This is a genomic window from Dehalogenimonas alkenigignens, assembly GCF_001466665.1.
Classification (GTDB): Bacteria; Chloroflexota; Dehalococcoidia; order Dehalococcoidales; family Dehalococcoidaceae; genus Dehalogenimonas; species Dehalogenimonas alkenigignens.
This window is the reverse complement of the sequence record NZ_KQ758903.1, coordinates 947,738-964,312: the sequence shown is the minus strand read 5'-3', so window position 1 is coordinate 964,312 and position 16,575 is coordinate 947,738. Positions and strand designations below refer to the sequence as shown.

The following is a 16,575-nucleotide window of genomic DNA, read 5'->3' as shown; positions in this document are numbered from 1 at the left end:
ATCCGGGATGTACAATGGTGCCGCATCCAGGAGTAACGCTCGATGAATAAGCATAATTTTCGGCTTGCTTGGCGCCTGACCGCGATTCTTTTAACCTGCGCCGTCGCCTTTTCAGGCTGCGGCGGCGGAGATCCGGCCGCAACCACCAGCCATCCGCCATCCGTGACGACAAACCCGACGACATCGGCGCCAACCACCACACCGGCCACCACCACGCCGACTACCACGCCCACTACCACGCCGGCTACCACGCCAGCCCCGACAACCACTCCGGCGGCGGTTAGCGGCAGCGCGCTTTACGCCAACAGCTGCGCGGCCTGCCACGGCGCCAACCGCCAGGGGGTGGTTTCCGGGACAACCGTGCTGGGACCCGCAATTCCGCCTACCTTGAATTTCATCGTCAACCGGACCGAAGCCCAGCTGGCGATGTTCCTTTCCGGCCACGCCACGAGCATCAATATGACCAACGCTGAACGGGCTGCCCTGGCAACTTTCCTGAAAAACCCCTGAAGGCGTAAACCTGATATAAAAAAGAGGCTTAAAAAGCCTCTTTTTTGTTTTGAGATGGAATATTTTATTGCTACATTAAGTGGGAGAGCTATTTTGCGGAGGGAACCAATGAATAACCTGAAAAACACGGGACTGCGTTCAATAGCCGCCGCCGGTCTGATATTAACCGGCATCGGGCTGTCAGCCTGCGGCGGCGGCACGCCCACTACCCAACCGACGACTTCAAACCCGCCGACCGGCACCCTCACCGGAGGCGCCCTCATTTATTCCAATACCTGCGCCTCCTGCCACGGCGTCAACCGTACCGGCACGACTTTAGCTCCAGATATCAGTGTCAATTCTCCGCGCATCAGCGGCAAGACTGAAAACGCCCTGGTGGTCTGGATTTCAACCCATTCCCCGGTACCGCTGTCTTCCGCCGAACGCAACCTCCTGGCCACCTTTCTGAAGACGCCGTAAATAAGAAGAGGGGCTTTCGCCCCTCTTCAGTTTTATCCCGATTATCGAGTTAGACGCATTTAGACAGCTGGTAGCTCTTGCCTTCGGTGGTGATGGCCGGAGCGATAACCATTTCCGCCCGCTGCATGTCGCGGATGGTGGCGGCGCCGCAGACGCCCATAACCGTCCGCAGAGCGCCGACGAAATTCTGGGAGCCGTCGACGACTGAGGTGGGGCCAAAAAGTATCTGCTCCAGCGGCGCGGTGGTGCCGACCTTGATGCGGGTGCCGCGGGGCAGCGACGGGTGCGGATGGCTCATCCCCCAGTGGTAGCCGTGACCCGGCGCTTCTTTGGCCTGGGCGATGATGGAGCCGAACATGGCGGCGTCAGCGCCGGCGGCGATGGCCTTGCAGAAATCGCCGCCTTTCTTGAAACCGCCGTCGGTAATAATCGAAACATAGCGTCCGGTTTCAGCCAGATAAGCCTCCCGGGCGGCGGCGCAGTCCATGGTGGCGGTGATCTGCGGCACGCCCAGACCTAAAACTTCACGGGAGGTGCAGGCGGCGCCGGGCCCGACGCCGACCAGGATCGCGGCCACGCCCTGGCGCATCAGCTCCAGGCTGGCGGAGTAGCTGACGCAGTTGCCGACCATGACCGGAATCTTGAGACTGGCGCAAAGTTCGGAGAAGATGAGGCCGCGGTAGCTTTTGGAGATATGGCGGGCGGTGGTGACGGTGGAGGCGACGACCAGGATATCGGCGCCGGCTTCAGCGATGACCGGGGCCAGCCGCTTGGCGTTGGCCGGCATGACGGCCACGGCGGCGGTGCCGCCGGCGGCTTTGACGGCCTTGACCCTGTCGGCGACCAGATCGTCTTTTATAGGTTCGGTGTAGATCTTTTGGAGCAGGGCGGTGACTTCGGATTGAGGCGTTTCGGCGATCTCAGCCAGAACCGCTTCCGCGTCGTGGTAGCGGGCCTGGATGCCCTCGCCGTGCAGCACCGCCAGGCCGCCGAGCTGGCTCATCCTGACCGCCATCCTGACATCGGTGACAGCGTCCATCGCCGAGGCGACCACAGGTATTTTGAAGGCCACCTCGCCGATCTTGAAGCCGATATCGGTCTGTTCGGGATTAATGGTCACATCGCCGGGGACGATGGCGACCTCATCGAATCCATATGAACGGCGTAATTCTTTGAACTGGGGGTGGGTCACTTCTGGCCTCCTTGTTTGAAGGGTAACTATAACAAATGATGTCCGGAGGGTCAAGACAAACGGGTAATAAACCGCCTCCGACCTGGTGCCGCGCCGTCGCGCCGTCAGATTGCTAGACGATAATCCCGGCCTGTTCCGGAGAAGATTCCGGCGGTCGAAGCGGCAAATCAATAAAGAAAGTAGCGCCTGCGCCCTGCTGGCTTTCAGCCCATATCCTGCCGCCGTGGCTCTGCACCACGCCATGGCTGATGGACAGTCCCAGACCGGTGCCCTGACCCACCTCTTTGGTGGTAAAGAAGGGATCGAAGAGCCGGGGCAGCACATCCGCGGGTATCCCCGGACCGTCATCCGCAAAGCTGACGCGGATCACCCTTTCGCCAGGGAGGAAGCGGGTGGTTACCACCAGCCGGCCGCGGTTGTGGGTCTGGATCATGAAAAATTCGGCGTTTATAATGATATTCAAAAACACTTGCTGAAGCTGGAAATAGTCCGCGGTGATCTCCGGCAACTCCTGCTCAAGGTCGGTGATCATTTCTATGTTGTGGATTTTTTGCTCGTAAGCCCGCAGCGCCAGCGTCCGGGAAATGACGTCATTGATTGAAAGGGGCGCCCTGGCCTGCTGGTGCCGCCGGGCGAAAATCAACAAGTTTTTGACTACATCAGCCGCCCGGCGCGCCTCGGAATGAATGACTTCAATGTCGGCGCGGACGCTTTGAGGCAAATCAGCCGAAAGCGCCAGCTCTGAGAACCCCAGAACGCCGGTTAGAGGGTTGTTGATTTCATGGGCAATGCCCGCCGCCAGCTCGCCGACCGAAGCCAGCCGGTTGGTCACCATCAGCTTTTCCTGCATCTTCTTGCGTTCGGTAATATCCTGAGCGATGTGGACGGTGGCAACCACCTCTCCGGCGGGACCGAACATTGGATAGGTTGAAACAACGGTATAAGTTCCCTTTGCCGCGTTGTGTATTTCGACCTCGGCCGGCTGACCGCTGTCCAGAGTCCGGAGGTGAGGGCAATTTTCTACCGGCTCGCCAGTGCCGTGTGAAACCTCGAAGCAGGTCTTGCCGATGAGTTCCTCCGCCGTCGTGTTCAGCGATTCGGCGTAGGCTTTGTTGACCCGGAGGATTTTAAAATCACGGTCCTGAATGGAAACGGGGGTGGAAATGGCGTCGAATGTCGCCCGCCACTCTTCGGCGGCCCGCAGCAGCCGGTCCTCCATTGTTTGATGCTGGGTGACGTCGCGGAAACTCCAGACGCGGCCGACGATTTGCTCTCCGATTTTCTGCGGCCGGGAATAACGCTCGAAGACGCGGCCGTCTTTAAAGAGCAAGGTGTCGAAACTGGACCTTGACGGGTGAGCGTAGAGTTCGTGAACTTTATCCAGGAATTGTTGGGGCTCCGCCAGCTGGCTAAGCACGTTGTCGAGAAGGGCATTGTCATCCCCCTTGGCCAGCAGGGACTTGGGGATGCCCCACATCTTGGCGAAACGGCTGGAATACCGCTGAACCTTGCCGTCAAGGCCGACCACCAGAATGCCGTCGGCGGTAGCTTCGAGAGTGGCCGCCAGGAGGGACATCGAGCGCCGGAGCTCCGCCTCGGCTTTTTTCCTCTCGGTAATGTCTCGGGCCACCGACAGCACCATCTGCCGCCCGCCGAGCTGTATCTGCCGGGAACTGATTTCGACCGGGATGCGCCGCCCGTCTTTAGCTACATGCACCTGCTCAAAAACGACGGAACCGCAGGCGGCCATCTGTTCCACCACCCCGGAATCAAGTATAACCGCCGGGTCATCAATGTCCGCCACAGTCATTCCCAGTAATTCATCGCGCCGGTAGCCAAGGATTTGGCAGGCCCGGTCGTTGACCTCGATGAAGCGGCCCTGTTCATCGTGGAACAACACGGCGTCGTTGGAGCTGTTGAACAACAGCCGGTACTTTTGCTCTGACAGCCTGATCGCTTCTTCGGCTGCTTTCCGTTCAGAGATATCCATTGCAGTAAAAACGATACCCCTGGAAAGGTCAGCCATATCCAGAGGCGAAGCTGAGAGCAGCATCGGGAAATGGCTGCCGTCGCGGCGCCGGCCGGTTATTTCCCCGGTCATGTGACCGTTCGCCTGCAGCCGCGAATACAGCTCGGCGCCGACCTTTTCATATTCAGCGTCGCTGTCATATAAGATCCGGGTACTCCGGCCGATAAAATCCTCCCGGCTGTAGCCCGCCATCTGGTACATAGTGTCGTTGGCTTCTACGATCACCCGCCCGACAGCGACGGCGATGCCCACCGGCGCGGCGCGGAATATGGCCGCCAGTTTGGCTTCCCTCTCCTTGAGAGAGGTCTCAAATAGTTTTCTTTCGGTGATATCCTGGATGGCAAAGACAATACCCCGCGACAGGTCGGTTCTCTCCAGAACGGCGCCTGAAACAACAGCCTGGAATACCGATCCGTCTTTGCGCCTTACCGGCATCTCCAGAGTAACGCGCCCGGCGCTTTCAAGCCCGGCGTAAAGTTCATCGCCCAGCCTGCGGTAGTCGGCGTCGCTGGAATAAAGAATCCTGGACGAATGGCCGACCAATTCTTCCCGCTGGTATCCGCACATATTGCAGGCAGCGTCGTTGACCTCCCAGATCACCCGGTCTACCGAAACCACGATGCCCACCGGTTCGGCCATAAAAATAGCCGCCAGCTCCGCTTCACGCTCTTTGAGTTCGGCCTGAATGCGGCGCCGCTCGGTGATGTCCCTGGTGACGCCCAGGATATGGGAAGGCCGGCCTTCATCTTTAACGACGCTGACGGACACCTCGGTCCAAACGGTACCCCCGTCTTTCCGCGGTTGTTCTATTTCCAGATATGCCGGTCCCAGGGTACGGGCCGTGGCGGCCGCGGCAATCGCCTGAGCCAACCCCTGCCGCACCACCACCGCCGAGTCCGGGCAAACCGCCTCTTCAATGGATTGCCGCATCACTTCTTCCGGCGTGAAGCCCCGGAGCTGGTAAACAGATGGACTGACGTAGGTAAACCGCCCGTCAAAAGACATGGTCCAGATTACATCTGTCGATTTTTCCGCCAGCAGCCGGTACCGGTGTTCCGATTCCCGCAGCGCCTCTTCGGCATTTTTGGCCTGGGTGATATCTTTGATGATGCCTAAAACGCGGCGCCCGGCCGCGTCATATTCAGCCACCGATTGGACCCAGGCGGTTTGCCCGTCATTAGGGCGCCTGATGCGGAACTCCACGTTGTAAAGTTGGCCGCCGCTGATCAACTCGGACAGGGCGCGGTCCAGCATCGCCCGGTACTCCAGCAGCGGCACCGCCTGCACCTGGGACAGCGTCCATTCGGTCCCCTCCAACCCGTATATGATACGGGCGCTTTCCGAGGCGACAACTTTCATCTCATCAAGCAGGATTTCCCAGCGCCCGAGGCCCAGCACTTCACCCATGGCTTCCAGCCGCCGCTGGGCCTGCCTCAGTGACTGTTCCTTGCGATGGCGTTCGAAAGCCGCGTCAAGCGCCTGCACCAGAGACGCGCCGCCGTCCTTTAGCGCCGCGACTTCGCCGGCGCCGGCTCTGAGGTATTCGGCCGCGATAGCGCCGCCGGATTCGCCGCTCAAGACTACCAGAGGCACTTGAGGCGCCCGGCGGACGGCTGCCCGGACGATATCCAGCGCGGCTCCATCGGCTATGGCGGCGTCGAAGATAAGCAGGTCCAGGTGTGCGCCGTTTTCGATCATTTCCAGAGCGGTCTCAATTTGGGACACCGATTCGATAATAAAACGTTCGCCGCCAAATCGCGCCAGAAGGTCGTTGACCTCCCGGGCGTCGGCGGCGAGCGGAGTGACGAGCAGAATTTTTTGCTTGCTGACTGTCATCTTAAGCCGTTGGACCGATCACTTAGAAGAACCGTTAAGGCTTTAGCCTGTGGTGTGAATCCCCCTTGCCGATCAGGTACTAATACCGAAATTAAGACCCAAGTATAAGCTTTATTTACACCTCAGTCAAAAAATGTAATTACTCTGGTTCAGGGAAGAAATACGTCCAGGTACCAGTCAATGATAGGCCCGCCCCACAGGAAAGTGATGAAGGTGGTCAGCGCTAAAAAAGGGCCGAAGGCGATGGCCTGCCGCCGTTCTTTGCGTTTAAAAGCCAGCAGACCAACCGCCACCAGACCCCCGAGAATCCAGGACAAGATCACCGCGGCGATGACGTTCGGCCAGCCGGTGACCAGCCCGGCGAAGGCGCCCAGTTTGACATCGCCCTCGCCCATGCCGCCCCGGGACAGGATATATACCAGCAGGAAGATACCGAATCCCGCGGCGCCGCCGATGGCGGCAGCTAGCAGCGACGGCGCCAGTTCAATCCGGCTGCTTAAAAGACTGACTCCCAGAGCCAGCACTATGGCCGGCAGCAGTATGCCGTTTAATATCAGCTGGTGTTCCATGTCAATGACGAAGATAACGATGGTGAATGAGGCATAGATGAGAGCGGCAACCAGCGTCAGGTTTAAGCCCAGATGCAGGTACAGACCGCCGAAAACCGCGGCGGTGACGAGTTCAACCCAAAACACCCTTGCCGGTATCTGGCTGCCGCAGGTGCGGCAGCGGCCGCGGAGGACCAGCCACGAGACAATGGGGATCATGTCCAGCGGCGACAGGCGGCGGCCGCAGCCGGGGCATCTCGAAGGCGGGGCAACGACCGACTCCTCCTGCGGCAGCCGGTCGCACAGGACATTCAGGAAACTGCCGATGACGGCGCCGAAGAGAAAGAAGACGGCAGCATAGGCAATTTCCATTGGCGCACATTGTGGCGGGTTCAAGGTGTTAAGTCAAACCTTGAGGTGAGCAGGGCGGAGGTCGAGAATATCGGCGCGGCTCAGGAATATTTGGCTCATGACCGACGGTACAAAATATGGCACCAAAAACGACAAAACTCGATTGACAGAACTGGGAACACTAGTGCTATAATACCCGTATGATTATCAGCACAGGTGTGCCACGGTTGCGGCGCCGCTCCTCCTCGTCAATCTTCGCCGCAGCGAGTCGTTTCAATCGTTTTTTACATCATCAGCGCGCCACACAAACGCCTAGCCCACGACTCACCTGACCGGAATGCCTTGCTTCAACCACCCCGGGGGACTAGAATATCTGCCATATAGAATTATAAGGAGAAAATCATGGCCGACCCCCGCATCCAGAAACTGGCCGAGCTTCTAGTCAGGTATTCCACCAAAATCAAGGACGGCGACAAGGTGATCATCAACGCCCCGGCGGCCGCTCTGCCGCTGACCCGGGCTATCTACCTGGAGGTTTTGAAGGCCGGCGGGCTGCCATTCATCATGCAGCGCGGCGACTTCGAAGACCTTTTATACCGGCACGGTTCTGACGAACAACTCCAGTATGTCCACCAGCCGCAGCGCTATGTCGCCGAGGAGTACAACGCCCGCTTCGCCATCCTGGCCGACGACAATACCAAGAAGCTGTCCACGGTCGCCCCGGAAAAGATGGTCCTCTTCGACCGGGCGCGCTCCGGGTTGATGAAAACCATGCTCAAGCGCGCCGCCCAGGGCGAGTTCAACTGGGTGGTAGCTCCCTTCCCCACCGCCGCCATGGCCCAGGACGCCGAGATGAGCCTGGAGGAATACGAAGACTTTGTCTACGGCGCCTGCATGCCGGACCCCTCCGATCCTATTGGCTACTGGAAGCAGCAAAGCGACCGGCTGCAGAAGGTAGTTGACTGGCTGAAGGGCCGCAAAAACGTCCATATCACCGGCCGGGAGACCGACCTCAGGTTGTCCATCAGAGGCCGCAAGTTCATCAAGTGCGACGGCGAGAACAACATGCCCGACGGCGAGGTCTTCACCGGCCCGGTGGAAGACTCTGCCAACGGCCACGTCTATTTTTCCTACCCCGCCATCGAGAGCGGACGCGAGGTCACCGGCGTCAGGCTGTGGTTCGAGAACGGCAAAGTCATCAAAGCTACTGCCGAGAAAAACGAGGAATTCCTGTTGAAGACCCTCGATACTGACGAGGGGGCCCGGCGGTTGGGCGAGTTCGCCATCGGCACCAACGAGGGCATCACCAAATTCACCGGCGAGATCCTCTTCGATGAAAAAATCGGCGGCAGCTTCCACCTGGCGCTCGGCGCCGGCTACCCGGAGACGGGATCGGTCAATGAATCAGCCATCCACTGGGACATGGTCTGCGACCTGCGGCAGGGCGGGCAGATCACCGTTGATGGCGACCTGCTGTACAAGGACAGTAAGTTCGTTATCGATTTTTAAATGACCGGCTGTCCACCAAAAACAAATGCCCCCTCTTGCGAGGGGGCATTTTACTTGCGGTCACGGCCTACCGGACGCGGCGGCGTTCACCCCGCGAACTGGAGGCAGTCTGGCGCTTCTCGGCTTCGGCCTGCGCCTGAGTCACATGCCGATTGGGATAGTTAACCCAACCGCACTGGAAGCACTGCTCGTAAGCCCCGTATTCATCGGTGTCTTCGTAAACATCGCCGTAATGGCAACGCGGGCAGCTTTTTATTCTATACAATTTAGTTACCTCCGATGTCTCATGCAGTTCTGAGACGGCCATATTGTACAGTTAAAGTTTCTTTATGTAAGTGACTTACATCACTCGTGTCAGAGGCTGACTCAGAGCGCCAGCCCGCCCTGACCCGCTGCTGATGTCTTTGATCCTTAATATCATCAGATTAAATTCATACTCTCTCCACAAAGCCTTGATAACATGGAATTACCACCAAATAATGGAAGGAGATGAGAAAAATGAAACGAACCTGGAAAACAGCAGCCATTGTGGCAGTGAGCATCGCCCTGATTGCCGGAGCGGGCACCTTCGCCTTTGCTCAGACCACCGACCCGGCGCCGGGCGCTGGGACTTGCGGCGGTTTCGGCATGCGCGGCTTCGGCGGGAACTCCGGCGTCCTTACCGACCTGCTGGGCATAACCGCTGAAGAACTGCACCAGCTCCGTACCGACGGTAAGACGCTGGCCGAGATCGCTGCCTCCAAGGGTATCAGCGAAGACGCCTTGATCAGCGCCCTGCTCGAACCCCGTAAAGAAGCCCTGACCGCGGCGGTCGCCGCTGGCAGGCTAACTCAGGAACAGGCTAACCTGATGCTGCAGAACATGGAGGCCAACATGCGCCTGCAGATCAAGTCGAGCCTCGGCCCCCGCGGTTTCGGCTGCGGCATTGCGGCCGATGACGGCGCCACTCCAGCCTCAGGCGGCATGCACGGCTTTGGCGGAATGCGGCGTTAATCTTCCTCCCGACTGTTTTTACGTTGGGGATGCCGGGCGGATCAACCGCCCGGCATCCGGTCTATTTTATTTGCCCTTATGTCTAACCGGGGCTAATATTATGAACGTGATTAGAAAAGTTCTGGTCGTCGATGATGAAAAAAAGATTGTGGACATCGTCCGGGCTTACCTCGAAAGAGAAGGCTACCGGGTGATCACCGCGTTCGACGGCGAAACGGCTTTGAAAACTTTTCGCCAGGAAAAACCTGACCTCATAATCCTGGACCTGATGCTGCCGCGCCTCTCGGGCAATGAGGTCTGCCGGGCGATCCGCAAGGAGTCCGACATCCCCATTATCATGCTGACAGCCAGGGATGAATTGACCGATAAAATCGTGGGGCTGGAGCTGGGCGCCGACGATTATCTAACCAAACCGTTCGAGGGCCGGGAACTGGTGGCCCGGGCCAAAGCCATACTGCGCCGGTCAGAGCCCAAATCCGAAAATCGCCTCATCCAGGCAGGGAGCCTGACTATTGACCTTGAACGGCGGCAGGTCACCGCCGGCGGCCGGCAGGTGGAACTGACAACCACCGAATTTGAACTGCTGCGCCTCCTGGCCGCCCACCCGGGGAGGGTCTTCTCCCGGAGCGAACTGTTAGACCGGCTCCAGGGCGATTCATACGAGGCTTACGAACGGACTATAGACTCCCATATTAAGAATCTCCGGCGTAAACTGGCGCCCGACGCATCCAAACCTTCGTACATCCACACTATTTACGGCGCCGGTTACAAATTAGAGGAACCGAAATGAGAAGCCTGGCCTGGAAGCTGGGCGCGGCGCTTGTAATGGTAGCCGTAATCGCCATAGGCATTATGGCGGTTATCACCAACCTGAACACCAGCCGGCAGTTCCAATCTTATATCGAAACCAGCCCGGCTTTTATTGAAACAGTCAGCCGGACGCTGGCTGTTTTTTACGCTCAGAACCGGTCGTGGGCCGGCGTTGAAAACCTGCTGCCGCAGCTGGTGGCCAACACCAGCGACCGGTTGGTTGTTGCCGACAGTTCAGGGCAGATTGTCGGCGATACCGCCGGCGAATTATCCGGGGTTAATCTCAGCCAGACTGATTTGACCGGCGGCTATACCATCCGCACCATGATGGGATTCCAGGGCGGCATGGGCGGCGGGGGCCAGATCGTGGGTCAGGCTTTCTACGTCGGGCAAACCGGGGTCGCCGCCGAACAGGCTTTCCTGAATCAAACCAACCGCTGGTTGTGGCTTTCCGGCGGTATCGCCGTCATCCTCGCTGTCGTACTCGCCGTCATCCTAGCCCGAAATTTCATCCGGCCGCTCCGGGCGCTTGACACCGGCGCCAGGGAAATTGCCTCCGGCAACCTCGGCTATAGAGTGAAGATCGACAGCGGCGACGAAGCCGGTCGGCTGGCGGAATCTTTCAATGCCATGGCGGGTTCGCTGCAGCAGAGCGAGGAAGCCCGCAAGCGGCTGCTTGCCGATGTCGCTCACGAACTAAGAACACCCTTAACGATCATCAGCGGTACGGTTGACGCGATCAGCGACGGCGTCCTGCCCGCCGATGAGAAGCAGTTAAAAATCATTAAAAGCGAATCTCAAGTCCTGACCAGACTGATCGCTGATCTCCGCGACCTGTCTCTGGCCGAAGCCGGCGAGCTGAAATTGGAACTGTCATCGGTTGACCTGGCAGACCTGGTCCGCCGAAAAGCGGAACAGTTCAAGCCACTGGCCGAAGCTAAAGGCATCTCCCTGATTTCAGAAGCGGCTGAAGCCCTGCCCTCAGTACCGGGGGACTGGGTGCGGTTGGAACAGGTTTTCGCCAACCTGTTTTCCAACGCCATCCGCCACACCCCGGCTGGCGGCCGGATCACTGTCTCTTTCAATCCCGACACGCTCGAAGGAACTCCGGCGGTCACCGCCGCGGTGACGGATACCGGCGAGGGTATGACCATCGAGCAACTGGAACATATCTTCGACCGGTTCTACCGCGTCGAAGATTCTCGCGCCCGCGCCGAGGGCAATGGCGCCGGACTGGGGCTGGCAATTGTCAAACAGATGGTGGCCGCCCATCACGGCCGGGTCAGGGTCGAAAGCCGCCCCGGCCGTGGCTCGACATTCCATATCACCCTGCCTGCGGCGGGCTGAACAGCCAAAACATAAGGCTCACTACGAACGGATCATCACCAGCAGCATCTTGAACGCCGTTACCGCTTTCAGGGCATGAGGGATGTTTGCCGGCATGATGATCGCCTGGCCTTCAATGACCCGGTGCTTCTCGCCGCCGATGCTAATTTCAGATTCGCCGTCAACGATATATACAAAAGCGTCGAAGGGCGCCGAATGCTCAGACAGTCCGTGGCCGGCGTCAAAGGCAAACAGCGTTATTGTGCCGGCGGACCGGTCAGTCAGGGTGCGGCTGACCACGGCGCCGGGCTGGTATGCCACCAGTTTGGCCATGGCCGCGGCGTGGCCGATGATCGATTGCGTTTCCGCCATATTTATCTCCTCAACAGTTATGATGACCTAAAGTTTACCACATCACCCGATTTACAATAATCTCAGGCTGGGATATACTCAGCCTTCGGCACGCCCTGATTACCCCACTTCGGGTTTGAGAACATAAGGAAGGCAATGGACGTAACTATCTGGCACTGGGTCGGATTCAATGTTTTCCTGGTCACAATGCTCATGCTTGACCTGTTTGTCTTCCACCGAAAGGCGCACGTGATTCAAATGAAGGAATCATTGCGGTGGACGGCTTTTTGGGTCGGCCTGGCGATCATCTTCGGCCTGGGCATCTGGTACTTTGAAGGCTCAGGCTCCGCCCTGGATTTCTTCAGCGGCTATCTCGTCGAAGAATCGCTCTCGGTAGACAATCTATTTGTCTTCCTGATGCTTTTCACCTATTTCTGTGTGCCGAAGGAACACCAGTACCGCGTCTTATTCTGGGGTATCCTGATCGCTATTGTGCTGCGGGCGGCGTTCATCGTTGGCGGCATTGCCCTGTTCCATGCCCTGGAATGGATGGTTTACGTATTCGGGGCTTTCCTGATTTTCACCGGCGTCCGCATGGGCATGCAAAAAGAAGACAATCCTCATCCGGAAGCCAACCCGGTGGTGAAATTATTATGTAAATTCCTGCCGATGACGCCCAAATACCACGGCGGTAAATTCTTCACCAAAGAAAACGGGCGGCGGGTGGCGACGCCGCTGTTCATGGTATTTGCCGCCATTAACCTGACCGACATCATCTTTGCCGTTGACTCCATTCCAGCTATCCTGGCTATCACCGACGACCCGTTTATCGTCTATACCTCAAATATGTTCGCCATCATGGGCCTGCGCTCAGTCTATTTCGCCTTATCGGGCTTTGCCGAGCGCTTGCACTACCTCCACTACGGGTTGTCCGCGGTGCTGATCTTCCTGGGCATCAAGATGGTCCTTTCCGATATACTGCATATCCCCACACTCCTGTCGCTTCTTATCATTGGTTCAATCCTGGCCGCGGCGGTCATCGCTTCCCTGCGGCGGCCGCCGGAGCCCCGGCCGGTGCCCGACCTGTCCTGCCCGCCGAAGGAAGATGGCGCGACGTGCGTCATTGATGAAATCAGGAAGGAGGAATAGCCAATGCCCGCCTCAAAAGAGTTCCTCGAGCTGGTCCTGGAAAAGTTGGCGCCCCTGGGCGCCGTCACCGGCAGGAGCATGTTCGGCGGTTTCGGTGTCTTCCATGAAGGCGAAATGTTCGGACTGATCTCCAACGACGTCCTGTATTTGAAAGCCGACGACTCCAACCGCGAAGATTATGTAAAGACCCGGCAGCCGGCAATACAAACCGATGCCTTACTGGGCCGTTCCTGCCGATGTCTTCGAGGACACCGCCGAACTCACTAAGTGGGGACAGAAGTCAGTAAACATCGCCCATACCGCTCCGAAGAAGAAAAAACAGTAATCCCGCCCGCTTCACGGAATCGGAGGATAGGCCGGGTAGACCACCGCATTCACCTGGACGCTGTCGATGCCCGGGCTCCAGCTGATGGGCACCCTGATTTCCCTGCTCTGTTCAGCCGGCACGCTGAGAGCCGCCTTCCCTATTACAGGCCCGTTAACAAGCATCCAGGATGCCTGCCCGCCCAAGGCGGTATATCCCCCGACATCGAAAAGCAATTGCCATTCTTCGTCGGTCGTATTATTCAGGGTCAGGCTGGCAAACAGGCATATTTCGCCGGCTTTAACTACCCGGTTCAACGAAAGCGACATCACGTCATACTCTAAGACTCCGACTTCGAGCCGCCCCTGGGACAAGGTAAAACCACCGCTGCCCCAAGCCGTCCCGGTTCCTTCCTTAAACCCTGTGCTAAGCGGCTGGTCCATCTTAAAAACCGTGACCTGTACCGGAAACTTCCGGATTGCGCCCTGGCCTTCAAAGGCGCGCAGGGTTAAGTTCGCTGTATAAATGCCCGGCTCGAAGTTATCGGTATCGGCAAGAACCGCAATCGACTCCGTGGCCTTCCCGGATGACGGATAAACCCACAGCCACGGCTGGTCCGAGGAGACAATCCATTCGAGCTCACCACCACCGACCGTCACCCGACACTCTGCCGGCATTGGATCAAAACCCTCGACGGCGTAGAGGGCAAAGGTTGACGGCTTAACGACGATGTTTTTGGGTACTGAGCTGTCACAGCCAGGTACGGCGACCAATAGCACTATACCGGCAAATGTGAAGCTTGTCCTTAAAAACCCGGCTTTTTTCATTTACCCCTCGACCCATTATACCCCCCCCGCCAAGTGTCAATAGCCTCCTGAAACGGACTGTAAGTGTCGCGTTGTCATGGCCGAGGTGGATTGCTGTATAATTCCCCCGGACGAGGACGCCATGCCTAACCTTGAAGACTACAAATGGGAGTTCCGCAAGGAAGAGGAAGAACTGCTGGCGGAACGCCGCAAGCTCCTGGGTCAAAAGCAGCTTATCTCCCGAGTGTTCACCACCGAGGCTTCCCGCCGCCGCGCCGAATTAGAAAAAGCCGTCGCCGAGCTGGAACGCCGCATAACCGAAATCCGCAACATCCTGGGCGACAACTACCGGAATAATTAACTCCCGATGGACAAGAACCGCTTTGCAAACCTCGTGGAACAGGCTCTGGATAAACTCCCCGATGAATTTCTGGAAATCATGGATAACGTTGAGGTCCTGGTCGAAGACTACCCCACCAAATCCCAGTGCGCCGGAGCTAAGAAAACGGAACTCCTGGGCTTGTATGAAGGCGTTCCGCTGACCGAGAGGGATTCACGCTACAGCCTGGTGTTACCCGATAAAATCACCATTTTCCAAAAACCGATCGAAGCCATTTGCCGCACCGACTCCGAAATCATTGATCAGGTCGAGAAAACGGTTAAACATGAAGTTGCCCATTTCTTCGGCATGTCGGACGACGAACTCGACGACATCGAGGCCGGCTGGCTTGAAGGGGAAGAAGAGTAGTCCGTTGGCTGAAACCGACCGGGTCAAATACAACCCGTTGCCATTGACCGTAAGCTCATTGACCGACGACTTCCGGCGGATCGGAGTGCGTCCGGGGATGACCCTCATTGTCCACTCATCTCTCTCCTCCATGGGTTGGGTATGCGGCAACGCCCAGTCGGTCATCATGGCGCTGGAGGCGGCTATCGGCGAAACCGGTACCCTTGTCATGCCGACCCACACCAGCGATAACTCCGACCCCGCTTTCTGGAGCCGCCCGCCGGTACCGAGCCAGTGGTGGGACATCATTCGCGCCGAGACGCCGGCCTTTGATCCGGAATTGACGCCGACCCGCAAGATGGGCGCGATACCGGAGACTTTCCGCAAGCAGCCAGGGACCGTCCGGAGCAACCACCCCCAGGTGTCGTTCGCCGCCCGCGGCCCGCTGGCGGCGAGGATCGTATCCGATCACAGCCTGAATTATGCGCTGGGGGACGCCTCTCCGCTTGGCCGATTGTACGAAATCGGCGGCTTTATACTGTTGCTCGGCGTAGGTTATGAGAACAATACCGCCCTGCACCTGGCCGAATTCCGAGCTAATTTCCCGGGGAAGAAGGTCGAGCGCGGCGGTGCGGCAGTCAACGAAAACGGCCGGCGCATCTGGAAGATCCTGGAAGATTTTTCGGAGGAGTCCGACAGGTTTCCGGAAATCGGAGCCGCCTTTGAGGCGGCACACCCTCACAAGGTTACGACCGGCCGAATCGGTCTAGCTGAAGCCAGGTTAATGCCGGTGCGCGACCTCGTGGATTTCGCGACGGCATGGCTGGAGGCCAACCGGAAATGATCAACGACAACATCGAGCGCTGTCCCTGGCCCCTGTCCGGCGGCGAGATAATGATCAGGTACCATGACGAGGAATGGGGAGCGCCGGCTCACACCGATGCTCAGCACTTTGAGTTCCTGGTACTGGAAGCCTTTCAGGCTGGGTTATCGTGGCTGACCGTCCTGCGCAAGAGGGCCGCCTTCAGAGAGGCCTTCGCCGACTTCGACGCCGCCGCCGTGGCGGCCTTCGATGACCTGAGAATCAAAGAACTGCTGTCAAACCCGGGCATCATCCGCAACCGTTTGAAAATCCGGGCGGCAGTAAACAACGCGGGGCGGTTTCTTGAAGTCCAAGCCGAATTCGGCAGCTTTGACGCTTATCTCTGGCATTTCACCAGGGGTAAGCCTGTTATCGGCGGTTGGACTTCGCTGGCAGAACTGCCGGCAAGAACCGGGTTGTCAGACCAAATTTCGGCTGACCTGAAGCGCCGCGGTTTTAAGTTCGTCGGTTCCACCATTATCTACGCCCACCTTCAGGCGGTGGGTATCGTTAACGACCACCTGGTAAACTGCTTCCGATTCAAGGAACTAACTGGAACTTAAAACCGAACAGGGTGTGACCGATCCCGGACAGCTTAAAAAGATATGAGACTCCATACAGCGCCTCATAAAACCCGGCAGGCTAACCCCCAGATCAATATTGTTTTTTCCGCAGTGCCTTTCTTTTCCGATAGCAGGAATAACAGATCACCTTAAGTCTGTTGGGCGCGTCCGGGGCAAATACATACTGGCATTCGGCGTCCAATGGGTTGCCGCACGTTTCTCCGTGCTCGTGTTCGGTTTCAGTGCACTC

18 protein-coding genes are annotated in these 16,575 nt (G+C 58.0%); 12 read left to right on the top strand and 6 right to left on the bottom strand.

All coding sequences use genetic code 11. The annotated features are described in order from the left end of the window. Window positions 1-42: 42 nt before the first annotated feature. Together DEALK_RS05175 and DEALK_RS05170 are read left to right on the top strand one after the other, a co-directional pair. Window positions 43-510 (top strand): c-type cytochrome, encoded by a 468-nt coding sequence (locus DEALK_RS05175; RefSeq protein WP_058439232.1) that lies wholly within the window; start codon window positions 43-45, stop codon window positions 508-510. Window positions 511-618: 108 nt separating this feature from the next. Next, window positions 619-969 carry a c-type cytochrome gene (locus tag DEALK_RS05170; RefSeq protein ID WP_058439231.1) on the top strand — a complete coding sequence of 117 codons (351 nt, stop codon included), beginning with the start codon at window positions 619-621 and terminating at the stop codon, window positions 967-969. Window positions 970-1,018: 49 nt separating this feature from the next. Here the strand turns inward: DEALK_RS05170 and DEALK_RS05165 are convergent, their stop codons facing one another. The 3 genes from DEALK_RS05165 to DEALK_RS05155 all read right to left on the bottom strand — a co-directional run bounded on the left by DEALK_RS05165 (window position 1,019) and on the right by DEALK_RS05155 (window position 6,946). Beyond that, a complete protein-coding gene (locus DEALK_RS05165) occupies window positions 1,019-2,161 on the bottom strand; it encodes a GuaB3 family IMP dehydrogenase-related protein (RefSeq protein ID WP_058439230.1) in 1,143 nt (380 codons plus the stop codon). A gap of 112 nt (window positions 2,162-2,273) precedes the next feature. Beyond that, on the bottom strand, window positions 2,274-6,026 hold the full coding sequence (locus DEALK_RS05160) for a PAS domain S-box protein (protein WP_058439229.1): 3,753 nt from the start codon (window positions 6,024-6,026) through the stop codon (window positions 2,274-2,276). 149 nt (window positions 6,027-6,175) lie between these two features. Beyond that, window positions 6,176-6,946, bottom strand: a complete 771-nt coding sequence (locus tag DEALK_RS05155; protein WP_058439228.1) for a prepilin peptidase — start codon at window positions 6,944-6,946, stop codon at window positions 6,176-6,178. Between the two features lie 381 nt (window positions 6,947-7,327). On the opposite strand from DEALK_RS05155, the gene DEALK_RS05150 reads away from it, so the two are divergent. Continuing rightward, complete coding sequence (locus DEALK_RS05150) at window positions 7,328-8,434, top strand: aminopeptidase (protein WP_058439227.1); 1,107 nt, start codon at window positions 7,328-7,330, stop codon at window positions 8,432-8,434. A gap of 67 nt (window positions 8,435-8,501) precedes the next feature. Here DEALK_RS05150 and DEALK_RS09955 read toward each other — a convergent pair whose 3' ends face one another. Next, window positions 8,502-8,699: a hypothetical protein gene (locus DEALK_RS09955; protein ID WP_144437078.1), complete on the bottom strand. Its 198-nt coding sequence runs from the start codon at window positions 8,697-8,699 to the stop codon at window positions 8,502-8,504. Window positions 8,700-8,932: 233 nt separating this feature from the next. On the opposite strand from DEALK_RS09955, the gene DEALK_RS05140 reads away from it, so the two are divergent. The 3 genes from DEALK_RS05140 (at window position 8,933) to DEALK_RS05130 (ending at window position 11,584) form a co-directional block, all read left to right on the top strand. Next, window positions 8,933-9,427 carry a hypothetical protein gene (locus DEALK_RS05140; protein WP_058439225.1) on the top strand — a complete coding sequence of 165 codons (495 nt, stop codon included), beginning with the start codon at window positions 8,933-8,935 and terminating at the stop codon, window positions 9,425-9,427. 100 nt (window positions 9,428-9,527) lie between these two features. After that, window positions 9,528-10,217 carry a response regulator transcription factor gene (locus DEALK_RS05135; protein WP_065128703.1) on the top strand — a complete coding sequence of 230 codons (690 nt, stop codon included), beginning with the start codon at window positions 9,528-9,530 and terminating at the stop codon, window positions 10,215-10,217. Continuing rightward, window positions 10,214-11,584: a sensor histidine kinase gene (locus tag DEALK_RS05130; RefSeq protein WP_058439224.1), complete on the top strand. Its 1,371-nt coding sequence runs from the start codon at window positions 10,214-10,216 to the stop codon at window positions 11,582-11,584. Before DEALK_RS05135 ends, DEALK_RS05130 begins: the two co-directional genes overlap by 4 nt. Before the next feature lie 21 nt (window positions 11,585-11,605). Here the strand turns inward: DEALK_RS05130 and DEALK_RS05125 are convergent, their stop codons facing one another. Next, window positions 11,606-11,935 carry a cupin domain-containing protein gene (locus DEALK_RS05125; RefSeq protein WP_058439223.1) on the bottom strand — a complete coding sequence of 110 codons (330 nt, stop codon included), beginning with the start codon at window positions 11,933-11,935 and terminating at the stop codon, window positions 11,606-11,608. A gap of 135 nt (window positions 11,936-12,070) precedes the next feature. Between DEALK_RS05125 and DEALK_RS05120 the strand changes: the two genes are divergently transcribed. Both DEALK_RS05120 and DEALK_RS05115 read left to right on the top strand, forming a co-directional pair. Then, a complete protein-coding gene (locus tag DEALK_RS05120; RefSeq protein WP_058439222.1) occupies window positions 12,071-13,063 on the top strand; it encodes a TerC family protein in 993 nt (330 codons plus the stop codon). Window positions 13,064-13,066: 3 nt separating this feature from the next. After that, window positions 13,067-13,330 (top strand): TfoX/Sxy family protein, encoded by a 264-nt coding sequence (locus DEALK_RS05115; RefSeq protein ID WP_244881580.1) that lies wholly within the window; start codon window positions 13,067-13,069, stop codon window positions 13,328-13,330. Between the two features lie 69 nt (window positions 13,331-13,399). On the opposite strand, the gene DEALK_RS05110 is transcribed toward DEALK_RS05115, so the two are convergent. Then, window positions 13,400-14,194 (bottom strand): hypothetical protein, encoded by a 795-nt coding sequence (locus DEALK_RS05110; RefSeq protein ID WP_058439221.1) that lies wholly within the window; start codon window positions 14,192-14,194, stop codon window positions 13,400-13,402. 121 nt (window positions 14,195-14,315) lie between these two features. On the opposite strand from DEALK_RS05110, the gene DEALK_RS05105 reads away from it, so the two are divergent. The 4 genes from DEALK_RS05105 to DEALK_RS05090 are packed head-to-tail and all read left to right on the top strand — an operon-like array spanning window position 14,316 to window position 16,325. Then, window positions 14,316-14,534: a hypothetical protein gene (locus DEALK_RS05105; RefSeq protein ID WP_133240214.1), complete on the top strand. Its 219-nt coding sequence runs from the start codon at window positions 14,316-14,318 to the stop codon at window positions 14,532-14,534. A gap of 6 nt (window positions 14,535-14,540) precedes the next feature. Next, complete coding sequence (locus tag DEALK_RS05100; protein WP_058439219.1) at window positions 14,541-14,921, top strand: metallopeptidase family protein; 381 nt, start codon at window positions 14,541-14,543, stop codon at window positions 14,919-14,921. Window positions 14,922-14,925: 4 nt separating this feature from the next. Next, a complete protein-coding gene (locus tag DEALK_RS05095) occupies window positions 14,926-15,744 on the top strand; it encodes an AAC(3) family N-acetyltransferase (protein WP_058439218.1) in 819 nt (272 codons plus the stop codon). Between the two features lie 11 nt (window positions 15,745-15,755). Then, entirely contained in the window at window positions 15,756-16,325 is a 570-nt protein-coding gene (locus DEALK_RS05090; RefSeq protein WP_058440042.1) for a DNA-3-methyladenine glycosylase I, read from the top strand. Window positions 16,326-16,575 lie beyond the last annotated feature (250 nt).

Coding starts and splice junctions, on each gene's coding strand:
- DEALK_RS05100 (WP_058439219.1), top strand. CDS start 14,541: ATGGACAAGAACCGCTTTGCAAACCTCGTGGAACAGGCTCTGGATAAA.
- DEALK_RS05110 (WP_058439221.1), bottom strand. CDS start 14,194: ATGAAAAAAGCCGGGTTTTTAAGGACAAGCTTCACATTTGCCGGTATA.
- DEALK_RS05115 (WP_244881580.1), top strand. CDS start 13,067: ATGCCCGCCTCAAAAGAGTTCCTCGAGCTGGTCCTGGAAAAGTTGGCG.
- DEALK_RS05160 (WP_058439229.1), bottom strand. CDS start 6,026: ATGACAGTCAGCAAGCAAAAAATTCTGCTCGTCACTCCGCTCGCCGCC.
- DEALK_RS05105 (WP_133240214.1), top strand. CDS start 14,316: ATGCCTAACCTTGAAGACTACAAATGGGAGTTCCGCAAGGAAGAGGAA.
- DEALK_RS05120 (WP_058439222.1), top strand. CDS start 12,071: ATGGACGTAACTATCTGGCACTGGGTCGGATTCAATGTTTTCCTGGTC.
- DEALK_RS05125 (WP_058439223.1), bottom strand. CDS start 11,935: ATGGCGGAAACGCAATCGATCATCGGCCACGCCGCGGCCATGGCCAAA.
- DEALK_RS05170 (WP_058439231.1), top strand. CDS start 619: ATGAATAACCTGAAAAACACGGGACTGCGTTCAATAGCCGCCGCCGGT.
- DEALK_RS05150 (WP_058439227.1), top strand. CDS start 7,328: ATGGCCGACCCCCGCATCCAGAAACTGGCCGAGCTTCTAGTCAGGTAT.
- DEALK_RS05155 (WP_058439228.1), bottom strand. CDS start 6,946: ATGGAAATTGCCTATGCTGCCGTCTTCTTTCTCTTCGGCGCCGTCATC.
- DEALK_RS05140 (WP_058439225.1), top strand. CDS start 8,933: ATGAAACGAACCTGGAAAACAGCAGCCATTGTGGCAGTGAGCATCGCC.
- DEALK_RS05135 (WP_065128703.1), top strand. CDS start 9,528: ATGAACGTGATTAGAAAAGTTCTGGTCGTCGATGATGAAAAAAAGATT.
- DEALK_RS05175 (WP_058439232.1), top strand. CDS start 43: ATGAATAAGCATAATTTTCGGCTTGCTTGGCGCCTGACCGCGATTCTT.
- DEALK_RS05130 (WP_058439224.1), top strand. CDS start 10,214: ATGAGAAGCCTGGCCTGGAAGCTGGGCGCGGCGCTTGTAATGGTAGCC.